Source organism: Citrobacter sp. S39, assembly GCF_009495675.1.
Lineage (GTDB): Bacteria > Pseudomonadota > Gammaproteobacteria > Enterobacterales > Enterobacteriaceae > Citrobacter > Citrobacter freundii.
Genome location: NZ_CP045555.1, coordinates 3,853,438 through 3,872,666, shown reverse-complemented (window position 1 = coordinate 3,872,666; position 19,229 = coordinate 3,853,438). Strand labels below are relative to the sequence as shown.

Below are 19,229 nucleotides of genomic sequence, written 5' to 3'. Positions count from 1 at the left end.
CTACGGGCTGCCTTTTTTATTGCATTAATTAGCCTGAACGCGAATCGGCGCGGTGACGGCGAACAGCCACGGACGAGCCTCTGCATTCACGCGAGGGGATAACGTCTCTCTGACCTGCTGGTGGTAATCATCAATCCATTGCTTTTCAGCTTCACCCAACAGATGCAGTTCAACCAGGTTCAAATCAATCGGCACCAGCGTCAGCGTTGAGAAACGACAGAAGCCAGGGCGGCTGTTGATTATTTCCACCTGGTTCTCAATACGGATCCCATATTGCCCGGCCAGATAGTAACCCGGTTCGATAGTGATGATATTGCCCGCGACCAGAGGCCAGGGGTTTACTTTCTTGGCAATGCGATGGGGCTGTTCATGGATAAGCAACTGGTGGCCTACTCCGTGTCCTGTTCCATGATCAAAATCCAGGCCTAAATCCCACAACGCCCGACGGCTAAAGGCATCCAGTTGATGGCCCTGAGTGCCGCTGGGAAACTGCAGTGAAATAAGCGACAAAAAGCCTTTCAGCACGGCGGTGTAATGCAGACGACGTTGCGGATCCTGTGGACCAAACGCGAAGGTACGCGTCGTATCCGTCGTACCATTGTGGTACTGGCCGCCGGAATCATTCAGATACATGGCCTGCGAGGTAATTGGCGTATTGGTTTTTTCACTGGAGTGGTAATGACACATCGCCGCATTGCTGGCAGAGGCCGATATCGTGCTGAAGCTTTGCTCAATAAATCCCGGCTGCTGCTGGCGAAATTCCAGTTGCTTTGCCTGGGCTTCCAGTTCGGTGACCGGATTGCCAGCCGCTTCGCGCAAAGGGACTTCATGGGCCAGCCAGGCAAGGAAATTAACCCAGGCTGCGCCATCTTGTTCATGGCATTCCCGATAGCCCGCCAGTTCAACGTCATTTTTGTGGGCTTTCATCAAGGTGATGGGATCAGGGGCCCATAAGACGTTGCCACCGTGTTCTTCAATGGCAAAACGCAACGCAACCGGGGCGTAGTCTTTATCGACCAGGAAGCGTTTCCCACTGGCCAGTTGCTGGCAACGTACCAGGAAACTCTCTTGCGGGGCCAGCGTGAGCGTGTTCAGCAGTGATACGGGGAGTTGCTGCGTTTTGTTGCTATCCACAAACCATTCCAGCTCACCGCTGCGATGGAGCAGGGCAAACGAAAACGGTACTGGCACCATAGCCAGATCTGAACCGCGTACATTCAACAGCCAGGCAATGTTATCCGGCAGGGTAATTGCCAGTACGTCAGCCTCATGTTGAGCGAGTTGTTCCACGACGCGGGCACGCTTTTGCGTGCTGTTTTCCCCGCTGATTTCAATGGGCATTTCACGAATGATGCCGCAGGGGGCTGCCGGTCGGTCAAGCCACACCTGGTCAAAAGGATCTTGCTCAAGAGGTACCAGCTCGCAATGAGTTGCCGACAAGGCTTCAAACTGGCTGTTGACCATCAGCAGCGGTTCAAAGCCGATACGTGTACCCGCTGCAACGTGAGACTGCAAATAGTCGGCCAGCGGTTCATCGTGTAAATGATGAATTTCAAAATCATCCAGCGAGACTTCATTGCGTACCTGGACCTGATAGCGTCCATCGACAAACATTAACGCGCGATCCCGAAGGACCAACGCGAGGCCGGCAGAGCCGCTAAATCCGGTCAGCCAGGCCAGTTTATTGTCATGCGGCGTACAATCTTCGCTTTGATGAGCGTCGGCGCGCGGAACAATCATGCCATCCAGCCCCTGCGCTATCAGCAGGTTGCGCAGGGCGGAAAGAGGAGTTGAGTTGTGCATAGTTAACCTTCAGGTCTTAACGGAACGGCGGTTCGTTGAATGTACGTAATTTACGGGAGTGCAGTCGGTCGCCTTCAGCACGCAGACGATCGATAGCCCGGATACCTATTTGCAGATGCTCAGAAATAGCACCTTCATAAAAACGGTTGGCCTGACCAGGTAGTTTGATCTCACCGTGCAGCGGCTTGTCGGAAACGCACAGCAGCGTGCCGTACGGAACGCGGAAACGGTATCCCTGAGCGGCGATGGTGGCGCTTTCCATATCGATAGCCACCGCGCGACTGAGGTTGAAACGCAGCGCAGAAGCGGAATAGCGTAGCTCCCAGTTACGATCGTCGGTGGTGACGACAGTACCGGTACGCAAGCGCTGTTTAACTTCTTCACCGGGCATACCGCTGACTTCTTTGGTGGCGTCATACAGGGCGCGTTGTACTTCCGCAATGCTCGGAATCGGAATATCCGGCGGTAGTACGGCATCCAGAACGTGATCGTCACGCAGATAAGCGTGGGCCAGAACATAGTCGCCAATCGCCTGGCTTTCACGCAGACCACCGCAGTGACCAATCATCAGCCAGACGTCAGGACGCAGTACGGCCAGATGATCGCAAATGGTTTTGGCGTTAGACGGGCCAACGCCGATATTGACCAGCGTGATCCCCTGACCGTCAGCCGTGATTAAATGCCAGGCGGGCATCTGGTGTTTCTTCCAGGCGAGATCGGAGATGGCTTCTTCTGGCGCTTCGGTTTCGGCGGTGATCCAGATCCCACCCGCACAAGAAAGCGCGATATATGGGCTGTTCGGGTCGAGGATCTGGCTGCAACCCCAACGCACAAACTCATCGACGTAGCGGGTGTAGTTGGTGAACAGCACAAAAGGTTGAAAATGTTCAACCGGCGTTCCCGTGTAATGACGTAGTCGCGCCAGCGAAAAATCCACGCGTCGGGCATCGAAGTGAGACAGCGGAGAAAATTCCGCCGGATGAAAAATCCCGTCTGCCGTTTCGTCACCAATCTGCGACAATTCAGTGGTGGGGAAATGGCGCGTTAATCCGGCGCTCATCGAGCGATCCAGCGTCAGTTCTGAACCGTCAATCACATAGGGATAGGGGATTTCATGCTGCGACGGCTCGACGGAGATATGCGCATCATAATCCTGATACAGCAGCGTGAGCTGTTCTTCAAGATACGGACGAAAAAGCGACGGGCGGGTAATCGTAGTGGTGTAGCTGCCCGCATGGGTAAAACGACCATAGGCTCGGGTTTTCGGGGGATTGGTGGCGATGCCATCCCAGGTGACACACAGTGATGGGTAAACAAAAAGACCGTTATGGCGGGCGATTACATCAGGGAGCGTCCCTGTTTCAATATACTTACCAATGGCGCTACGCAGTGCTTTAACCGACTGCTCGTACAGCGCGTCCAGTTTATCCAGTGCCTGAGCCGGGGTCAGGCTGGAGCCCTTATTGTTCATGTCTGTCTCCTTGTTCCACAGATGTACTGCTCTCCCGATAGTATGTCACAGGAATGTGAAACAAAAGTCAGACGTTGAGGAAGATTGCGCGAAGACCGGACGGCCTCCGCACCCTGGCTTAACCGTGCTGCTTATCCCGCATCAGCAATGCTGTAGTCGCGGAAATAAGACAACCCGCCATCAGATAAATGGCTACACTGTGCCAGTCTCCGCCGGAGAATGTTACCAGTGCAGCAGCAATGAAGGGGGTAAAACCGCCGCCAACTACGCTTGCTACCTGATAACCAACGCCTGCGCCGCTGTAACGATAGCTTGCGCCAAACAAACCGGTAAACATAGGCTGCTGTACGCAGACCACCATATCGTGTGCAATGTTGGCCAACATAATCGCGAAGAACACGATCCAGAAAATGGATTGCGCTTCTAACGCCATAAAGAACGGGAATGCGCTAAGCGTCCCGACCAGTGCGCCAGTAATGTAAACGCGCCGGCGACCAAAGCGGTCGGCGAGCCAGGCAAAGCAGGGGATGGTCAGACAGCTCAGTCCACCCACCAACAAGCCGATATTCAGAAACAGTTCACGAGGTAAACCCAGATTCTGCGTGGAGTAATTAAGGGCAAACGCGGTGACGATATACATCGTCAGCAGTTCACACAGGCGCAGAGCGATAATTTTCAAAAACGCACCTGGATGACGGATTAATGCCTCGACTACCGGTAGTCTCTTTTTCTCTGGTTGCGGTGCCTGCTGCTGCTGTTCGAATTCGGCCGATTCATCCATTCGGTTACGCATCCACAACGCGCCCAATACCAGCACGATGCTGAACAGGAATGGAATACGCCAGCCCCAACTCAGGAACTGCTCATCGGTGGTTTGCGAGCTAATCAGCGAGACCAGACCGGTAGAAAGTAACAGTCCGACGCCGTAACCAACCTGGACGCCGCTGCTGTAGAAGGCTTTTTTATTTTTCGGCGCGCTTTCGACCGAGAGCAACGCTGCGCCGCCCCATTCACCGCCAACGGCGAATCCCTGAATGGCGCGTAGTGTCACCAGCAGCACAGGAGCCCACCAGCCAATGGTGTCAAAAGAGGGAATAATCCCGATCAGCGCAGTGGCAATACCCATCATCCAGACGGTAAGCATCAGCATACGTTTACGGCCCAGACGATCGCCGAAGTGGCCGAAGATCACCCCGCCTAACGGACGGAACAAAAATCCGACGCCAAAGGTAGCAAATGCGGCAAGTGTCCCCATCGCTGGGCTGACCTGCGGGAAGAACTCGCGGTTAAAGACCAGTGCGGCAGTAATGCCATAAAGCAGAAAATCATACCAGTCGACCACGGCACCCGCGAAGCTGCCAAGCGCAGCGCGTCGGGCGCGGTTAAGCGAAGAGGCGTCCTGTTGGGGACCCGTGGAGGTGAGGGTGGAATCCATAGTTATCCTGTCTGTACTGTTTTTTAGTTATTAGTATTTGAGTTGGGTTACACACATTGCAGTCGCAATATTAACGACCGTTATGAGATTACCGCGACAGACGGGAAGTGAAAACGATTATCTCCCTCATCTGATGGCAACATGAAAAATAAGATGAATGAAAAATCTGAATCTGGTGGAATCGTGGCCTGTCAGGAGTGTTCTGATTTCAGGCGGAGCATTAGGAGTACTGTATTTGGGGAAGCTATAAACCCACTTTCATAATGGCATACGGAGATTCAGTGAAACCACATCGCTCATAAGCACGAATCGCACGCCTGTTATCTCCGTAGACATATAAGCGAAGCTCCAGTGCCTTTTGTTCAAAGTGCGTGCGGTAGCCCAGCGCATTAAGCAACATCGCGTCGGCCGGTGTGGCCACGGATTTGTAATGTCATGAATGATTCCCATCCTGGTAATAAATTGACGATTACTGAATTATATCAAAACTGTCAGTGATACAGTGGGATGCGAATATTTCAGAGGCTTGTCAGTATGAAGATTGTTTTTATCCCTGCGTTGATCGTAGTCCTGATTGATAAAGAACAGGACATAGGACGGGAATTGACCCGCGATGAGGTTGAGTCCATTCGCGATGGCGCTACAGCCATCCGCCTGCCGGCCGAAGCAGCCGAGGATATAATCAGAGAGCGTGGCTACCGCGATATTGATCCTGAGAATGTCTGGCGCGAGTGGCAGGCGTATAAAGCTGACTGAATGTCGATGGGAACACACTGCTTTAGTGCCACATGAAAATTGTGCACTTACACGGATGCGTTTGTTCAGCAGCTGGCGTGGAGCTGAGGGGCAACTTTGAGCGAGGAGCAGACGTTCTTGTACAAAGCATGTCGCCAGATTACAGTGAAGCCATTGATTGACAAGTGAGTCGAATCACACGCGCAACAGGCTTGCATGTAATAGTGAGCGCTTTAAAAAACGTGGTCGTCTCAGGCCGGACTGGAATCGTGCATTGTTTCATCCGTGTTGGGAAGACGTGCCGATTGTTGAGCCTAAAGGCACAGTTTCCTGTGCTGCTACATACAGATGAGGCGATCCTCGATTTCGACCTGTCCATAGAAAAGGCCCTCTTTCCTGGCAAGCTAAATGGTTCATTCAGATAATTGATCGGTTCCTGAGGACAACAAATAATGCTTTTCAATAATAAAAATCTGTTTATTACTCTCTTATCCCTCTGCACGTTCCAGACTTATGCAGCACAATGCACAGCGGAAACCATCGCTAAAAACAAACTGAACAACTTCATTCTCATGAGCCAGCAGACAAGAACAGAAATCCCCAAATCGGTTGAAATGACTATTGATAGTCCTGATTGGTATCTTCGTGCATCGGTTCAAGGCAACTTCAGTCAGTGCGGTGAGCTAATTGGCGGCAGTGTAAAAGAGGTCAAAACCTCAAGAGGCCCGAAAGCAGTATTCACGGCTACCAATGAAATTCAGCTGAACAGAACGGACTTTGGCTGGCGCATCCAGATGGATGCAAACGGGGTCATAGTCGATAACAACAGTAAGAAGACCACACAGCTATACCAGCAGACTCTGGAGGGAATGTACCTGCTTAACAATAAAGGATTAATCAGCCACGCAGTTACACGCTCGACTATCGCGGCCACAAAAGCAGAAGATAAAGACAAAACCACAGTGAGCAAAATAGATTACGTTTTCAATTCATCAGGGTTGCTGGCAAGGATGGTAAGCAAAGGAAGTTTGCCGATAGATAACAATACGATTGTATACAGCTATGATGACAATCATCGCCTGATCAAAACCCAGTCCCCCTCAACCATAGAAGAGTATACCTATGATAACGAGGGCCGTGAGCTGACCCTGAGCAAGACCCAGACCTATTTCACCATCGAAAAAAACCTGTCCACGTGCGAGGAGTGGAACTCGCATGGAGAATGCACACGCGCCAATATGAACATCATGATTGTCCCAGTCGATCAGACGGGTAAACAGGATGTGGACAAATATAAAGCCGTCATAACAGCGAAATACGAATACTGGAACTGACTATTTCATCCGCCATATCGGTTGCCAAAATGATACTGGCTCCTTTATCACATCCTGATACTGAGCTGAGCAGCTCCGGTATTCATTCAGAGCATTAACGTCCGCTTCTGGCACGAATCTGACGTTTACTATGCTCTGCAGAATGGCTCGACACCTGGATTATTATTTCAGAGATTAGCGCTGACTTTTTTCTCGCTTCCAGGCAGCAGAATGAGGCCAATTTTTAACACCCGACCATGGCTTGCACGGCCGGGTAATGGCTAAGAATGCGCGTAAACAAAAGGTTATGCCACTTATGTGCCTAAATGTTTATAAAAGAATGGAATAATCTCCGACAGTGCTTGTGCCGTCGCTTCCGGACGATCATACAGATCATAGTGAGATACCCCTTTCACAACCTGCAGCGTCTTCTCAACGGAGCGCGCGCGCTGATAAAGTTCATAACCGTCGCGATAAGAACCAAAACCACCAGGAACATCGCCAATAACAATATGTAATGGCTGTATCAGTAGCTTTTCCGTAAAGGCAAAAGCATCCCAGTTTAAGGCCGGTGCGGTGCTGGTAAGTCGCAGTTTGTTAGGCGAGCCTGGCTTTTGCCCGCGCGGGGTCGTGTAGTAATCAACTGCCTCAATGAGGTCGATATCGTTGATGTTCGCATTCGCCAACGCTTCTGCATTGTCAGGAATATAACCGACAACAAGAGCAGCGGCTCCCCGAGCTTCAGCAGTACGCTGTTTACCCAGCGCGTCAATCGTTCTGAGCGCGGCATCCGGACTGGAGTCCCCCTCACGCATAATGCGCCCATAATTGGCGGCAACCACAGTGGCAACGGCTTTGAAACGGTGATCAATGGTAGCGGCGCTAACGGCATATCCACCGCCGCCACAAACGCCTAAAACCCCAATACGATCTTCATCCACGTAGGCTAAAGTCACCAGATAGTCTATCGCGCAGCGAAAGTCTTCCACGCGGGTGGATGGATTTTCGCTAAAGCGTGGTTCACCCCCACTTTCACCCTGGGTAGAGGCATCGAAAGCAAGAGTAATAAATCCAGCTTCAGTCAGCTTCTGGCCGTAGACTGCGCCGGATGTCTGTTCTTTACAACTGCTGATAGGATGGGCGCAAACAATCGCCGGGTATTTCTGGTTGGCATCAAATCCCTCAGGTAAGCGGAGAGTGGCGGCAACTTGCCAGCTGTTGTGCCGGAATGAAACGACTTGTTCATGAGACATAGCAGGAGTTCCTCAAGTTAATGGCGACGTTCTGAGCATTAATGCGGGACGTTAATGTAAGGATAGACGGGTGACTTAAGCATCAACTGGCGGTCGGTATTGACGATGCCCACCGTACTGTCGCTGTCAAACAGTTGCCATGTGTAATCCGCCAGCTTTTCCGCGGTAATAAATGAGTCCTCGGCAAACAATCCATCGCCACTGATGCCACCATTGTCTGAAGAATGAACAACGAATTCACTCTGTGTTGGACCTGGCGCGATCACCTTAGCCCGCATTTTTTTGCCCTTGTCACGCAGATTCTGCGCCAGTCCCTCGGTAAATGCGGCAACAAAGAACTTAGTCGCGCAATAGGTAACGGCGATATCAAAGAGTGAATAACCGCCGACGGATGACACGTTAATCAGCGTCGCCTCCCGATCGGCATAATCCCGTGTATACAGAAGGGAGAGCGTGGTCAGGGCCTTAACATTTAAATCCAGCATCCGAGTCGCTTTCGCTAAATCGATATCCCAGGGCATGGAGAAATCGCCAAACCCCGCATTATTGATAAGCATAACGAGATCGAAATCAGCCAACTGGCGATACAGGTGTTCTGCCTGGCCTTCCTGAGCCAGATCGCACGGTTTTGTGATGACCTGCATCGCATACCGGCTTTCAATATCCTGTTTAAGTTTCTGCAACTCGTCCTCGCGCCGGGCGGTGAGAATCAGGTTGTAGCCGCGAGAAGCGAACTTATAGCTAAGGGCTTTGCCGATGCCTGAACTGGCGCCGGTGATAAGGGTATATTTCATGATGTCGTTCTCTGGTCAGTGGTAGCCCGGTGGGCAAGGCGTGGGTCTACAGGTGTTCTGCGAAGAAAGAGACAAATTTGCCTGCCGCTTCCGACACATATTCAGGCTGGTCATACATGGCGATATGGGTAGCACCATTAACGATATGCAGGTTTTTATTCTGGCTTGCGGCTCGCTGATAAATCTCTTCCGTCATCCAGCGCGTTCCCGCCTCGCTGCCCGCAATTACCAGCATGGGCTGAGTCAAAAAAATATTGGCGAGGTTGAAGGCATCATAGGTAACCAGCTGAGCAAGGCTACGAGTGGTGAATCGACTGGGTGCGTTTCGGTGCATCGCTCGTGGCGTACGGTAATACTCATAAGCCTCAGCAAAATCCCTGTTTTGTGCCTCCTCTACGGAGCTTGGGGTGGTGGGCAGATAGCCAGTGGCTGCGCCTTTTGCCTCCGCAGTACGTTGTTCCGCAGCCATTTGCAGAAGTTCAAGGGATGATGCAGGCTGTTGATTGCCTTCCCATCCCTGGCGATACATGTCGCCATAGTTAACGGCGCTGACGGTGCCAAGTGCTTTAATTCGGCGATCCAGCATGGTGGCGTGAATGGCATAGCCGCCGCCAGCGCAGATGCCAACGACACCGATTCGCTGCTCATCGACGCAGTGCTGAGCCACCAGATAGTCTATAGCTGCGCTGATATCTTCCACCCGGTGATATGGGTTTTCAAGCTGACGAGGTTCTCCGCTGCTTTCACCCTGATAAGCGGCATCAAACGCCAGGGTAATGTAGCCATGACGCGCCAGTTCTTCAGCATACAGGCCTGACGTTTGTTCTTTGACGCCGCCGCTCGGGTGAACGACCACAATAGCTGGATAGCATGCGGATTCGTTAAAATTCTCGGGCAGGAACAGATTCCCCGCCATGGTGATTTCGGCATTGGTAAAGCGAATGGATTTCATCATTTTGTCCCCCCGGAGTCGACGTGTGTTGTGACGGTGAAATGATGATAGAACTGGACAGTTCATTTGATTAGCGTGGATAATTTGATGTCAGTTATTAGCGTGGCTTATTAATCAATGAAAGAGAATCTTAACGACCTGATCACCTTCCTGACGGTTGTTCAGGAGGGAAGCTTCACGCGGGCGGCAGTGAAATCAGGGACATCACAGTCGGCGGTGAGTCAGACTATCGGGAATCTTGAAGCGCGTCTGCAGCTAAAGTTACTTAATCGCACGACGCGGAGCCTGACTCTGACGGAGGCGGGAGAGCGTCTGGCACAGTTGATTGGCCCGGCTATCGAAGAAATTTCTACCGGTCTTGATCAGCTTGCTGACCTGCGGGATAAACCCGCGGGCAGAGTGCGTATATCTGCCGATGAATACGCTATCCAGCAGGTTCTGTGGCCAAAACTGGCACCGGTTTTGAAGGACTATCCTGATATTCACCTGGAACTGATCACTGATTATGGCCTAGTTGATATCGCCAAAGAGCGTTTTGATGCCGGCGTGCGGCGAGGTGGCTTGATAGCCCAGGATATGGTGGCCATTCCGATTAGCGCGGAACACCGTATGGTGGTCGTAGCCTCGCCTCAGTGTCTGCAGGAACAGGATTTCCCGACAACTCCCGCACAATTGCTGACGCTGCCGTGTATCAATTTACAGTTACCCACTCATGGACAGAATTTGCCGTGGACGTTTTTAATTAACGGGCAAGAGCAAAAGTTGCGCGTTCAGGGGCAGGTTATCGTTAACGGCATCAATCAGGTTCATCAGGCCTGTCTTGACGGTTACGGGCTGGCTTATGTTCCGCAGGCATTAGTGCAGGATGATATCGCCTCTGGCCGACTGCTCACCGTTCTGGACGACTTCACTATCACTTTCCCGGGGTATTATCTGTATTACACCAGCCGGCTGAAATCCTCGGCTGCGTTTAATATCATTGTTGAAGCGCTGAGAATGCCCGCATTATAGCGACGTGTTATCACTCGTTAAATGCAAAAATTACCGAAGTTACGAGAACTTGCATTAGCCACGGATAATCAGCGTACCGAAACCTGCATTTCACGGGTTGCTAAGGTGCCGAGAGTAATCCCTGAACACCGCCTGTCTGCAGTTTATGAACCGATGATTAACATGGTTTTACTGGTCCTAAACGCATGATGATTGATGATAGAACGCTGCAATATTATTCAGCTCAGAACAGTTGAAATGTTACCTGGGCAGAGCGAAGTCATCACAGCGCAAGTGATATGACAGGCGACCTGTTGAGACCATGGTAACATTACAGCTTGTGTCATTTACCTAACTACACACATCGGCCTACCAGATACTGGTTCGGGGTGTATTTCCGTATCCACGTTGAATACGGTTCTCAGCAATCCAGGGTTCATCACCGCTTCTGGTGTGCCTTGCGCCATAATATGTCCGTTCGCCATTACCACCAGATGATCGCAGTACCGGCTGGCCTGATTAAGGTCGTGCAGCACTGCGACTACCGTTTTCCCCTGAGCCCGGAGTTCGCCCATCAACCGCATCAGTTCCACCTGGTGATTGATATCGAGATAGGTGGTTGGCTCATCGAGTAGTATGACGGGTGTATTCTGGGCCAGGACCATCGCCAGAAAGGCGCGCTGGCGCTGACCGCCGGAAAGATCGGTTAACCGTCGGTCGGCAAGATGTTGGATCCGGGTCTGGTGCATAGCATCTTGGACCCGCGCATTGTCTTCAACGGAGAGGCGCCCCCAGAGTGACAACCACGGGTTGCGACCGTACGAAACAAGCTCCTGGACGGTGATCCCCTCTGGCGTTAAATGGTGCTGGGGCAGCAGCGCTAGCCTGCGGGCTAGCTGGCGTGATGAGAGCGTGTTGATGGCATTATCGCCGAGAAATACGCCACCGGATTGCGGCGCTAACAGCCGTGAAAAACAGTTTAGCAACGTCGATTTCCCGCAGCCGTTAGGGCCGAGCAGGGCGGTTGTCTTCCCCGCTGGTAGGGCGAGTGAAACGCCATCAAGGATCTTGTTTGTACCGTAACAGACCGTCAGATTTTCAGTTCGTAATGTCATTTATCGCATTCTCACAAGCAGCCAGACAAACCACGGTGCACCGATAATGGCGGTCAGTACGCCAGCCGGAAGCTCCAGCGGGGGATGAGTAATTCGCGCCAGCAGGTCGGCAACCACCAGTAGCAACGCACCTGTCATGGCCGATATGGGCAGCAGCCAGCGGTGACGCCCACCGGTAATACTGCGCACCATATGCGGCACCACAAGACCAATAAAACTAATTGGGCCGCAGACGGCCACGCCGGTAGATGTCATGGCGACGGCCAGTAGCAAAGCCAGGAACCGGATACGCGGCACCGACATACCGAGCGTGGTGGCGCGCGCATCGCCCAGTGCCAGAAGGTCGAGATCGCGGCAAAAACTCAGGCTCAGCGGCAGAAACAACATCAGCAGCGGGACGGCAATCTTCACAAAGCTCCAGTCACGGCCCCATAAGCTGCCGGTTAGCCACAGCAGAGCGCTGTTCACATCTTGCGGGCGCGAAAGCATCAGCCAGTCCGTCAGGCTGGCCCAGCAGGCAGACAGCGCGATACCCGTGAGTGCCAGCTTCATCGGCTGGCTGGTGTTCGCCAGCATTCTCAGCAGGATCAGGCCCACCATGCCACCGGCAAAGGCCAGCAGCGGCAGAGCAATCACCGGCAGTGACGGTACGAGAAGCAGTGCGCCCACAGAGGCAAGGCTGGCGGCATGGTTTACGCCGAGAATATCCGGCGACGCCAGAGGGTTACGAACGATCCCTTGTACCAGAACGCCTGCCACCGCGAGGGCTGCACCGACAAACAACGCCAGCAGCAGTCGCGGCAGGCGGTACGCCGTTAACACGTAATGATACTCACGCCCGGCCTGCCAGTCGGTCAGCAGGGCGCGCCAGGGAACGGCGATCACCCCCATTTGCAGAGACAGCAGCGAAAATCCTGCCAGTGCGAGGGCGATAAAAATGACTAACACAATTTTCAACCACGCCTCCTAACCAGCCAGACAAAGCAGGGCGCACCAATCAGAGCCACCACAGCCCCCGCGGGTAATTCGCCAGGGAAGGCCAGCGCGCGGGCCAGAACATCCGCCACTAGCATCAGCGTGGCGCCCATCAGTATGCTCATCGGCAGGACCTTGCGCTGGTCGAATCCTACCCAGAAGCGAGCCAGATGCGGCATCAACAGACCGATAAAAGCCACCGGGCCGGCCACGCTGACGCAGGTACCGACCAGAAGCAGCACCAGAATGTTGATGATTAAACGCAGCTTCGGCAGATTCACCCCCAGCGTACGGGCGGTGCTGTCGCTGACGTTAAGCAGATTCAGTTGATTGGCCAGCAGCAACACCACCGGTATAGCAACTGCCACCACCGGGAAAAGCTGCCAGAACTCCTGCCAGCGTACGTGGGATACGCCTCCCGCGAGCCAGTAAAAAATGCCGTAGGCGTGATCTTCCGTCAGCAGCAGGGTGATGCGGGTCAGGGCCATGCAAAACGCCGAGAACGCGATACCCGCGAGGATCAGTTTGTTTCTGTCCTGGGTATGGCGAAATCCGCCGCCTGCGGTCATCACCAGCAGCCAGCTTACGCCGCCGCCACAGGCGGCGATAAAGGCGATGGAGTAACCCGCGACGGGCACGGGGCTGAGCGCGCTGGTCAGTGCCATCGCCAGCGCCGCGCCGCTGTTAATACCGAGCAGCGAAGGAGATGCCATTGAATTATGCGTCAAAGTCTGCAGCAGCGTTCCCGCGAGAGCCAGGCTTGCGCCGATCAGAATGGCGACCAGGCTTCGCGGCAGACGTAGGTTTTGCACCAGCGTTTGTGGAAGCGTCGGCGCGTGGCCCGGCAGCAGGGCGCGAATGGCGTCAACGCCAGAAACAGGAATGGCCGAGTAGCAAAACAGACTCAGCCAGAAAACTGCGATAAGCGCGGCAAGGGGTAGCCCCCATTGCAACGCCGGATGTCTGAGAACTGTCATTTCACATCGGATAAAGGCTGGTGATGGAAGATTTTTACCGTGTCGCTGGCAATACGTTCGGCCGCAAAAATGCCGCGCATCCGCGCCCAGGCGTTACTGTCGACCGACGCCGTCTGCTGTTTTTGCGCAGCCGTTAACATCTGCCACAGCGGGTCTTGCTGCCAGCGTTTCACGATGCTCTCTTCGCGATAATGTGCGACCAGCAGCCATGCAGGATTGAGCGCCAGCAGCTGTTCCAGGCCGATGGACGGCATAGACGCACCAGCCATCGCCGCAGGTACCTTCAGCCCCAGAGAGGTCAGGACGCCCCCGGTCCAGGTCCCCTGCGTATGAAGGTTAAACTGCTGCTCCCGGGACGTACCAAATAACACCAGCGTGCCTTTTGGCAACTGGCTGGCCCACGCTGACATCTGTTGTTGGTGTTGCGCCAGACGTGACTGCATCTGTGTCTTTTTTCCCACGACTTCGCCGATGATGGCCGCAGATTGTAGATTTTCAGCGTAGGTTTCATTGCGGGACTTAAGCAGCAGCACCGGTGCTATTTGCTGTAAGGCGCTGTAAATACCCGCATGACGGCTGCTGTCGGCGATGATCAGGTCCGGTTTCAGCGCGCTAATGGCTTCTAAACTCGGCTGCGCACGCGTGCCGACAGACTGCCAGGGTTTCAGATGGGCGCGAACTTCGGGAAGAATGCGCGTGGCATCGTTATCGTCGGCAATGCCGACCGGACTGACATCGACGGCAGCCAGCGCGTCCGCGAACGACAGCTCCAGTACCACTATCCGCTGTGGCGTTTTATCAAGCGTAAAGGTGCCATGTTCGTCCTGAACCGTGGCGGCAAAAGCGTGGCTGGTGACCAGCAGCAGAGCGGCGAAAAGTGTGCGGATAAATGTGAACATCGGTGCTCCTGAAAGCCGGGTGGCGCTGCGCTTACCCGGCCAACGAAATCGGTGTGAATTAGAACTTCAACGACCCCTGCATATACAGCGTGCGCGGCTGGCCTGCGTAGATGCCTTTGTTGTTGTCGTCATAAGAGCGGGTGAAGTACGCCTGGTCGAAGATATTCTTCACGCCGAACGCCAGGTTCAGGTCTGCCATTTGCGGACCAAAATCATAAGCTACGCGTGCGCCCCAGAGCATAAAGCCAGGGATGCGACCAGTACTGCCGTCGGCGCTCTCTTTCACTGTGTTGGCGTTATCCGCAAACTGGCTGGACTGGAAATCGCTATTCAGGTTGAACGTCCAGCTACCCGGTTTATAGTCCACGCCCAATGTGCCTTTGTGTTTCGGCGAGAACGGCACCTGGTTGCCGTAGGTGTCGCCTTTCTCGCGGATCTCGGCGTTCACATACGCATAGCTTGCGTAGACCGAAACGTTGTCGAGCGTTGGCGTCAGCGTGCCGAGGTCATAGCGGGCCTGGGTTTCCAGCCCGGTATGGCGCGTTTTACCCCGTGCGGTTACGGTGTCGTTGGTCTGGTTGGAGTCGTACTGATTATTAAAGTTAATCAGGAACAGCCCCATTTCCGCGGTCAGCGCGCCATCGTCGTATCGGGTTCCGAGCTCCCAGGTTCGCGCTTTTTCCGGTTCCACATTGCCGCTTTGCACAGCCTTGCCAATTTGGCTGTACTGTACGGTGCCGAATGAGCCTTCAGTGTTTGCATAAAGATTCCAGCTATCAGTCAGGTGATAAAGCACGTTTAGCGCCGGAAGTGGGGCGTTGTAGCTCACTTCTTCATGTGTGCCTTTGATGGCGTTGTTCTGGTATGACTCGATATGTTCAAAGCGCATACCCGGTGTGATAGTCCAGTTGCCAATGTCGATTTTGTCATCCAGATACCAGGCGTGCGCTTCGGTGCCGGAACGGGTGTCGCGATCGTATGGGCTAGCGCTGGACGGGAGTTGTCCGCTGCTGGTGGCGGTGTAGTAACGCATTTCATGCGTCGACTCGCTCACATAGCGGTATCCCACGCCCACTTCGTGCGCGGAAGGACCCACCATAAAGCTCTGACTGTAGCGCGGTTCAATGCCGCGTACCCAGTAGTTACGCGGTGACAGGGTGAGGCGTTTGCCCTGTTCCAGATAGCCGCTACGCAGGGTTTCGGTGTAGAAGCCCTGAATATTGAATTTATGCTGGCTGTCCGGCTGGAACTGATAGCCGAGGCTTGCCAGCTTGCGGCGCCCCCAGAAGCGATCGTAAGGGCGCGTGGACTGCCAGCGGTCGGCGTTGTAATCCGCGCGCGACAGGCCGCCGGGCATGTCGGCTTCTCCGTCGTAGTATTGCAGCAGGCTGTTGAAAGTATGCACGTCATTCGGCGCATATTTGCTTTTCAGCATCAGGTCGTCGATGCGCGTCGCGCTGTGCTCGCGCCAGTCGCTGCCGCGGGTGCCGGAGTAAAGCAGGGCGGTACCAAAACCGTTATCCGCCGTGCCGCCCATCATCAGGTTGTGCGTCTCTTTTGGATTATTTTGTGAGGACGTTGGGCTGAGCTGGCCTTCCATGCCGGCTTCGATACCGAAGTCTTGCGGAATGGCGCGGGTGACAAAGTTCACCACGCCGCCCACGCTCTGCGGCCCGTAACGCACAGCACCGCCGCCGCGCACCACATCGATGGCGTCCATATTTCCGAGCGAAACAGGTGCCAGGGAAAGCTGCGGCTGGCCGTAAGGGGCAAACGGCACCGGAATACCGTCCATCAGTACCGTTGAACGGCTGGCCAGGCGCGGGTTCAGGCCGCGAATACCAAAGTTCATCGCCAGATCGTGGCTACCGGTGCCGTTATTTTCCGGGGCGGTAACGCCAGGAATACGGTTCAACACCTCGCGCATGGTCGTCGCGCCGGTTTTGGCGAAATCTTCACGGCGGATAACGTCACGTGCGCCAGCATGTTCGAAAACGTCGTTTTCGCGCGCATCGCCCAGCCAGTCGCCCACAACCGTGAGCGCATCTTCCTGCGGCGCAGGAACGTGTTCGAGCGTCCAGCTGTTATTCCCTAACGGCTTCACCTGCAGGCCACTGCCCAGGAGCAGCTGCTGCAAACCACTCTCAACATCGTAATCGCCGTGCAAACCGTTGCTGTGTTTGCCGCGCGTCAGGCTGGCGTCAACAGACAGGGTAATTCCGCTGCGTGCGGCATATTGGTTTAGCGCTTTATCGAGTGAGCCTGGTGCAATATCAATCTGCGCTGCGAAAGCGGATAACGAGAGCCCAGCCAGCGGCAGCAGGCTCAGGCGAATGGCGTTAACCAAAGGTGTTGTTTTGCTATAAACGCGTAAAGGCGTCATACCTTCTCCATCATCATTTTTGTTGTGTTCAGCTATGAGTCGAATGAGAAGGGGAAAAAGGACAATGAAAATGAGAATTATTTTTCTTACGGTGCCAAAATATTGACCCAGTATCGCGTAATAGTCTGAATTTTCACTGGAAGTGTCTGGGCAATAATATCCAGAATCGCATCGGTATTTTTCAGCGGGAAAGTGCCACTCAGGCGCAGCCCGGCCACCGCCGGATCGCAACGCAGCACGCCGTTGCGATAACGGCTCAGCGTGGCAATCACTTCACCCAGCGGTTTATCGCTAAAGCTCAGAATGCCCTGCGTCCAGGCGGCGCTTTCATCATCCGCTGAGGTAATTGCACTAAATTCAGACGCGCTAAACTGCAGGCTCTCGCCAGCGCTGACGATGCGTTTTTCCTGCGGACGGTTTGCCAGTAAGACTTCAACCGCGTGTTGTTGAACGGTAACGCGTGTGACGTTGTCCTGCTGGTAGACGGTAAATTCTGTGCCTAACGCGGTGAGCCGGCCCTGGCGGGTCACAACGTGGAAAGGTCTCTGCTGCGCGTCTTTTGCGGTAGTAATAGCAATTTCGCCGTACCAGAGATGGACAGCGCGTTGACGCGTATCAAAACGAACGTCCGCGGCGCTTTGCGTGTTGAGCGTCAGCAGCGAGCCATCGTCCAGCCGCTGATGGCTGACAGCCCCTTTGGCGGTGCGGTAGTCCGCGCGCAGACCTTCTCCGGCTTCAGATTGCCAGAGCTGCCAGCCGCCGCCCACGCCGAGCAGCAGCAGTAGCCCTTTCATGACATGACGACGTGTAAGACGCGTATCGTGCAGCGCCCGGCTGGCGACATCGCCCGGAACGCTGCTGAGCTGGCTGCGCAGGTTTTCAACCTGTTGCCAGGCCCACTGATGATCTTTGTCCTCTTCATACCATTGTTGCCAGCGCGCTTCCTGCTGTGGGCTGACACGCTCGCCGCTCAATACGGCATACCAGTGTGATGCCGAGCGCAAAGCCTGACGGCGAGAATCGGTGATAGAAGCGTTCACAGACCGTGCTCCAGACGAAACAGCAGACAATGTTCGATAGCCTTTGCCATATATTTTTTCACTGAACTGACCGAAACACCGAGCTTTAGCGCTATTTCGCTGTAGGTCAGACCATCCAGCTGCGAAAGGAGAAACGCTTCGCGTGTTTTTCCGCTTAGCCCGTCAAGCATGCTGTCGATGAGTTGCAGGGTTTCGAGCTGACTCTCGCGTTCCTCGGGCGAAGGCGCGAGCGCCTCCGGCATCAGCGCCAGCATCTCCAGATAGGCTTTTTCCAGCGCGTTTCGACGAAACAGGTCGACCATTACCCGTTTGGCGAGAGTGCACAGGAAGGAGCGCGGATCGCGGATCGTCGAGAGCGACCCGCTGCCCATTACCCGTAGAAAAGTGTCCTGGGCAATGTCATCTGCATCAAAGGCGGACTGGAGTTTGCGCGTCAGCCAGCTTTTCAGCCAGCCGTGATGTGCGCCATAAAGCGACTCGAGCGTAAAGGAAGCAGTGGTAGTGGCGTGGTCAGACATGCGGAATGTATCAAAAGTTAATTATCACGCGATTATAGTAATATGAGAATGGTTATCATTACAATTGGTAATATAATTGTATTACGTTGAACGTATTAACGCATTGTTTTTTATAAAAATATTATGATGTGGATATTAGACGGGAAAAGGAGTCTGCTTTTGGCATGTGATGGTTGGAATGACATCTGACCATGTCTGTTGTGAGTGAGAATCGGACACCTCACTTCCTGTCACCAGTGGCGGAAACCTTGCTCATGCTGCTGGTGTTAGCGTTTATCTGGATGATGCGGGCACTAAAACGACGGGCGTTATTCGTCGTGATCAGCCCAGAACTATTGATATGGAACCTCGGAACGGCAAGCGCCTGGAACAAATACCTGCGGTCATTATGAATGAAGTGTTGGCCAGACTGAGCTGGGGCTTTGATATGCGCAATGAGCAATAGCATAAAAGCAAAAAGCCTGCTTAGTTTCCTGAGCAGGCTTCTTAAATATGGCTCCTCTGACTGGACTCGAACCAGTGACATACGGATTAACAGTCCGCCGTTCTACCGACTGAACTACAGAGGAATCGTTT

Annotated in this window: 16 protein-coding genes, 1 tRNA gene and 1 pseudogene; 4 read left to right on the top strand and 14 right to left on the bottom strand. The window is 53.8% G+C overall.

Annotated features, from left to right (window positions below; genetic code table 11):
* Positions 1-24: 24 nt before the first annotated feature.
* The 3 genes from GFB57_RS18535 to shiA all read right to left on the bottom strand — a co-directional run bounded on the left by GFB57_RS18535 (position 25) and on the right by shiA (position 4,709).
* Positions 25-1,803 (bottom strand): aminopeptidase P family protein, encoded by a 1,779-nt coding sequence (locus GFB57_RS18535; protein ID WP_003036280.1) that lies wholly within the window; start codon positions 1,801-1,803, stop codon positions 25-27.
* 16 nt (positions 1,804-1,819) lie between these two features.
* Complete coding sequence (locus GFB57_RS18530; protein WP_003036283.1) at positions 1,820-3,274, bottom strand: AMP nucleosidase; 1,455 nt, start codon at positions 3,272-3,274, stop codon at positions 1,820-1,822.
* A 118-nt stretch (positions 3,275-3,392) separates the two neighbouring features.
* The gene (shiA, locus tag GFB57_RS18525) at positions 3,393-4,709 is read right to left on the bottom strand and encodes a shikimate transporter (protein ID WP_003036285.1); all 1,317 of its coding nucleotides are present in this window, start codon (positions 4,707-4,709) and stop codon (positions 3,393-3,395) included.
* A gap of 534 nt (positions 4,710-5,243) precedes the next feature.
* On the opposite strand from shiA, the gene GFB57_RS18520 reads away from it, so the two are divergent.
* A complete protein-coding gene (locus GFB57_RS18520; RefSeq protein ID WP_003036289.1) occupies positions 5,244-5,465 on the top strand; it encodes a hypothetical protein in 222 nt (73 codons plus the stop codon).
* 431 nt (positions 5,466-5,896) lie between these two features.
* Positions 5,897-6,778 carry a hypothetical protein gene (locus GFB57_RS18515; protein WP_003036291.1) on the top strand — a complete coding sequence of 294 codons (882 nt, stop codon included), beginning with the start codon at positions 5,897-5,899 and terminating at the stop codon, positions 6,776-6,778.
* 293 nt (positions 6,779-7,071) lie between these two features.
* Here the strand turns inward: GFB57_RS18515 and GFB57_RS18510 are convergent, their stop codons facing one another.
* From GFB57_RS18510 to GFB57_RS18500, 3 genes are read right to left on the bottom strand one after another with little or no spacing between them, the layout of a single operon-like run.
* Positions 7,072-8,010, bottom strand: a complete 939-nt coding sequence (locus tag GFB57_RS18510) for an alpha/beta hydrolase (RefSeq protein ID WP_003036294.1) — start codon at positions 8,008-8,010, stop codon at positions 7,072-7,074.
* A gap of 38 nt (positions 8,011-8,048) precedes the next feature.
* A complete protein-coding gene (locus GFB57_RS18505; protein ID WP_003036296.1) occupies positions 8,049-8,804 on the bottom strand; it encodes an SDR family NAD(P)-dependent oxidoreductase in 756 nt (251 codons plus the stop codon).
* A gap of 46 nt (positions 8,805-8,850) precedes the next feature.
* Entirely contained in the window at positions 8,851-9,759 is a 909-nt protein-coding gene (locus GFB57_RS18500) for an alpha/beta hydrolase (RefSeq protein ID WP_003036298.1), read from the bottom strand.
* A gap of 114 nt (positions 9,760-9,873) precedes the next feature.
* Between GFB57_RS18500 and GFB57_RS18495 the strand changes: the two genes are divergently transcribed.
* Positions 9,874-10,767, top strand: coding sequence for a LysR family transcriptional regulator (locus GFB57_RS18495; RefSeq protein WP_003036300.1), 894 nt, complete (start codon positions 9,874-9,876; stop codon positions 10,765-10,767).
* A 326-nt stretch (positions 10,768-11,093) separates the two neighbouring features.
* Here the strand turns inward: GFB57_RS18495 and fecE are convergent, their stop codons facing one another.
* The 7 genes from fecE to fecI form a co-directional block, all read right to left on the bottom strand.
* Positions 11,094-11,861 (bottom strand): Fe(3+) dicitrate ABC transporter ATP-binding protein FecE, encoded by a 768-nt coding sequence (gene fecE / locus GFB57_RS18490; RefSeq protein WP_003036301.1) that lies wholly within the window; start codon positions 11,859-11,861, stop codon positions 11,094-11,096.
* Complete coding sequence (fecD, locus tag GFB57_RS18485; RefSeq protein ID WP_003036303.1) at positions 11,862-12,818, bottom strand: Fe(3+) dicitrate ABC transporter permease subunit FecD; 957 nt, start codon at positions 12,816-12,818, stop codon at positions 11,862-11,864.
* Entirely contained in the window at positions 12,815-13,813 is a 999-nt protein-coding gene (fecC, locus tag GFB57_RS18480) for an iron-dicitrate ABC transporter permease FecC (RefSeq protein WP_003036305.1), read from the bottom strand. Before fecC ends, fecD begins: the two co-directional genes overlap by 4 nt.
* Positions 13,810-14,712, bottom strand: a complete 903-nt coding sequence (locus tag GFB57_RS18475; RefSeq protein ID WP_003036307.1) for a Fe(3+) dicitrate ABC transporter substrate-binding protein FecB — start codon at positions 14,710-14,712, stop codon at positions 13,810-13,812. The genes fecC and GFB57_RS18475 overlap by 4 nt, the downstream gene beginning before the upstream one ends.
* A 58-nt stretch (positions 14,713-14,770) precedes the next feature.
* Positions 14,771-17,095: a TonB-dependent Fe(3+) dicitrate receptor FecA gene (fecA, locus tag GFB57_RS18470; RefSeq protein ID WP_003036309.1), complete on the bottom strand. Its 2,325-nt coding sequence runs from the start codon at positions 17,093-17,095 to the stop codon at positions 14,771-14,773.
* Positions 17,096-17,181: 86 nt separating this feature from the next.
* On the bottom strand, positions 17,182-18,135 hold the full coding sequence (gene fecR, locus GFB57_RS18465; protein WP_003036311.1) for a ferric citrate uptake sigma factor regulator FecR: 954 nt from the start codon (positions 18,133-18,135) through the stop codon (positions 17,182-17,184).
* Positions 18,132-18,653, bottom strand: coding sequence for a ferric citrate uptake sigma factor FecI (fecI, locus tag GFB57_RS18460; protein ID WP_003036312.1), 522 nt, complete (start codon positions 18,651-18,653; stop codon positions 18,132-18,134). The genes fecR and fecI overlap by 4 nt, the downstream gene beginning before the upstream one ends.
* 226 nt (positions 18,654-18,879) lie before the next feature.
* Here fecI and GFB57_RS18455 point away from each other — a divergent pair.
* A pseudogene (locus GFB57_RS18455) lies at positions 18,880-19,098 on the top strand (type II toxin-antitoxin system PemK/MazF family toxin); the annotation flags it as partial.
* Positions 19,099-19,146: 48 nt separating this feature from the next.
* Here the strand turns inward: GFB57_RS18455 and GFB57_RS18450 are convergent.
* Positions 19,147-19,222: transfer RNA gene (locus GFB57_RS18450), tRNA-Asn, on the bottom strand.
* Positions 19,223-19,229 lie beyond the last annotated feature (7 nt).

Bases quoted from the DNA above. Each gene is read 5' to 3' on its own strand.
- GFB57_RS18535 (WP_003036280.1), bottom strand. From the start codon at position 1,803: ATGCACAACTCAACTCCTCTTTCCGCCCTGCGCAACCTGCTGATAGCG.
- GFB57_RS18530 (WP_003036283.1), bottom strand. From the start codon at position 3,274: ATGAACAATAAGGGCTCCAGCCTGACCCCGGCTCAGGCACTGGATAAA.
- shiA (WP_003036285.1), bottom strand. From the start codon at position 4,709: ATGGATTCCACCCTCACCTCCACGGGTCCCCAACAGGACGCCTCTTCG.
- GFB57_RS18520 (WP_003036289.1), top strand. From the start codon at position 5,244: ATGAAGATTGTTTTTATCCCTGCGTTGATCGTAGTCCTGATTGATAAA.
- GFB57_RS18515 (WP_003036291.1), top strand. From the start codon at position 5,897: ATGCTTTTCAATAATAAAAATCTGTTTATTACTCTCTTATCCCTCTGC.
- GFB57_RS18510 (WP_003036294.1), bottom strand. From the start codon at position 8,010: ATGTCTCATGAACAAGTCGTTTCATTCCGGCACAACAGCTGGCAAGTT.
- GFB57_RS18505 (WP_003036296.1), bottom strand. From the start codon at position 8,804: ATGAAATATACCCTTATCACCGGCGCCAGTTCAGGCATCGGCAAAGCC.
- GFB57_RS18500 (WP_003036298.1), bottom strand. From the start codon at position 9,759: ATGATGAAATCCATTCGCTTTACCAATGCCGAAATCACCATGGCGGGG.
- GFB57_RS18495 (WP_003036300.1), top strand. From the start codon at position 9,874: ATGAAAGAGAATCTTAACGACCTGATCACCTTCCTGACGGTTGTTCAG.
- fecE (WP_003036301.1), bottom strand. From the start codon at position 11,861: ATGACATTACGAACTGAAAATCTGACGGTCTGTTACGGTACAAACAAG.
- fecC (WP_003036305.1), bottom strand. From the start codon at position 13,813: ATGACAGTTCTCAGACATCCGGCGTTGCAATGGGGGCTACCCCTTGCC.
- GFB57_RS18475 (WP_003036307.1), bottom strand. From the start codon at position 14,712: ATGTTCACATTTATCCGCACACTTTTCGCCGCTCTGCTGCTGGTCACC.
- fecA (WP_003036309.1), bottom strand. From the start codon at position 17,095: ATGACGCCTTTACGCGTTTATAGCAAAACAACACCTTTGGTTAACGCC.
- fecI (WP_003036312.1), bottom strand. From the start codon at position 18,653: ATGTCTGACCACGCCACTACCACTGCTTCCTTTACGCTCGAGTCGCTT.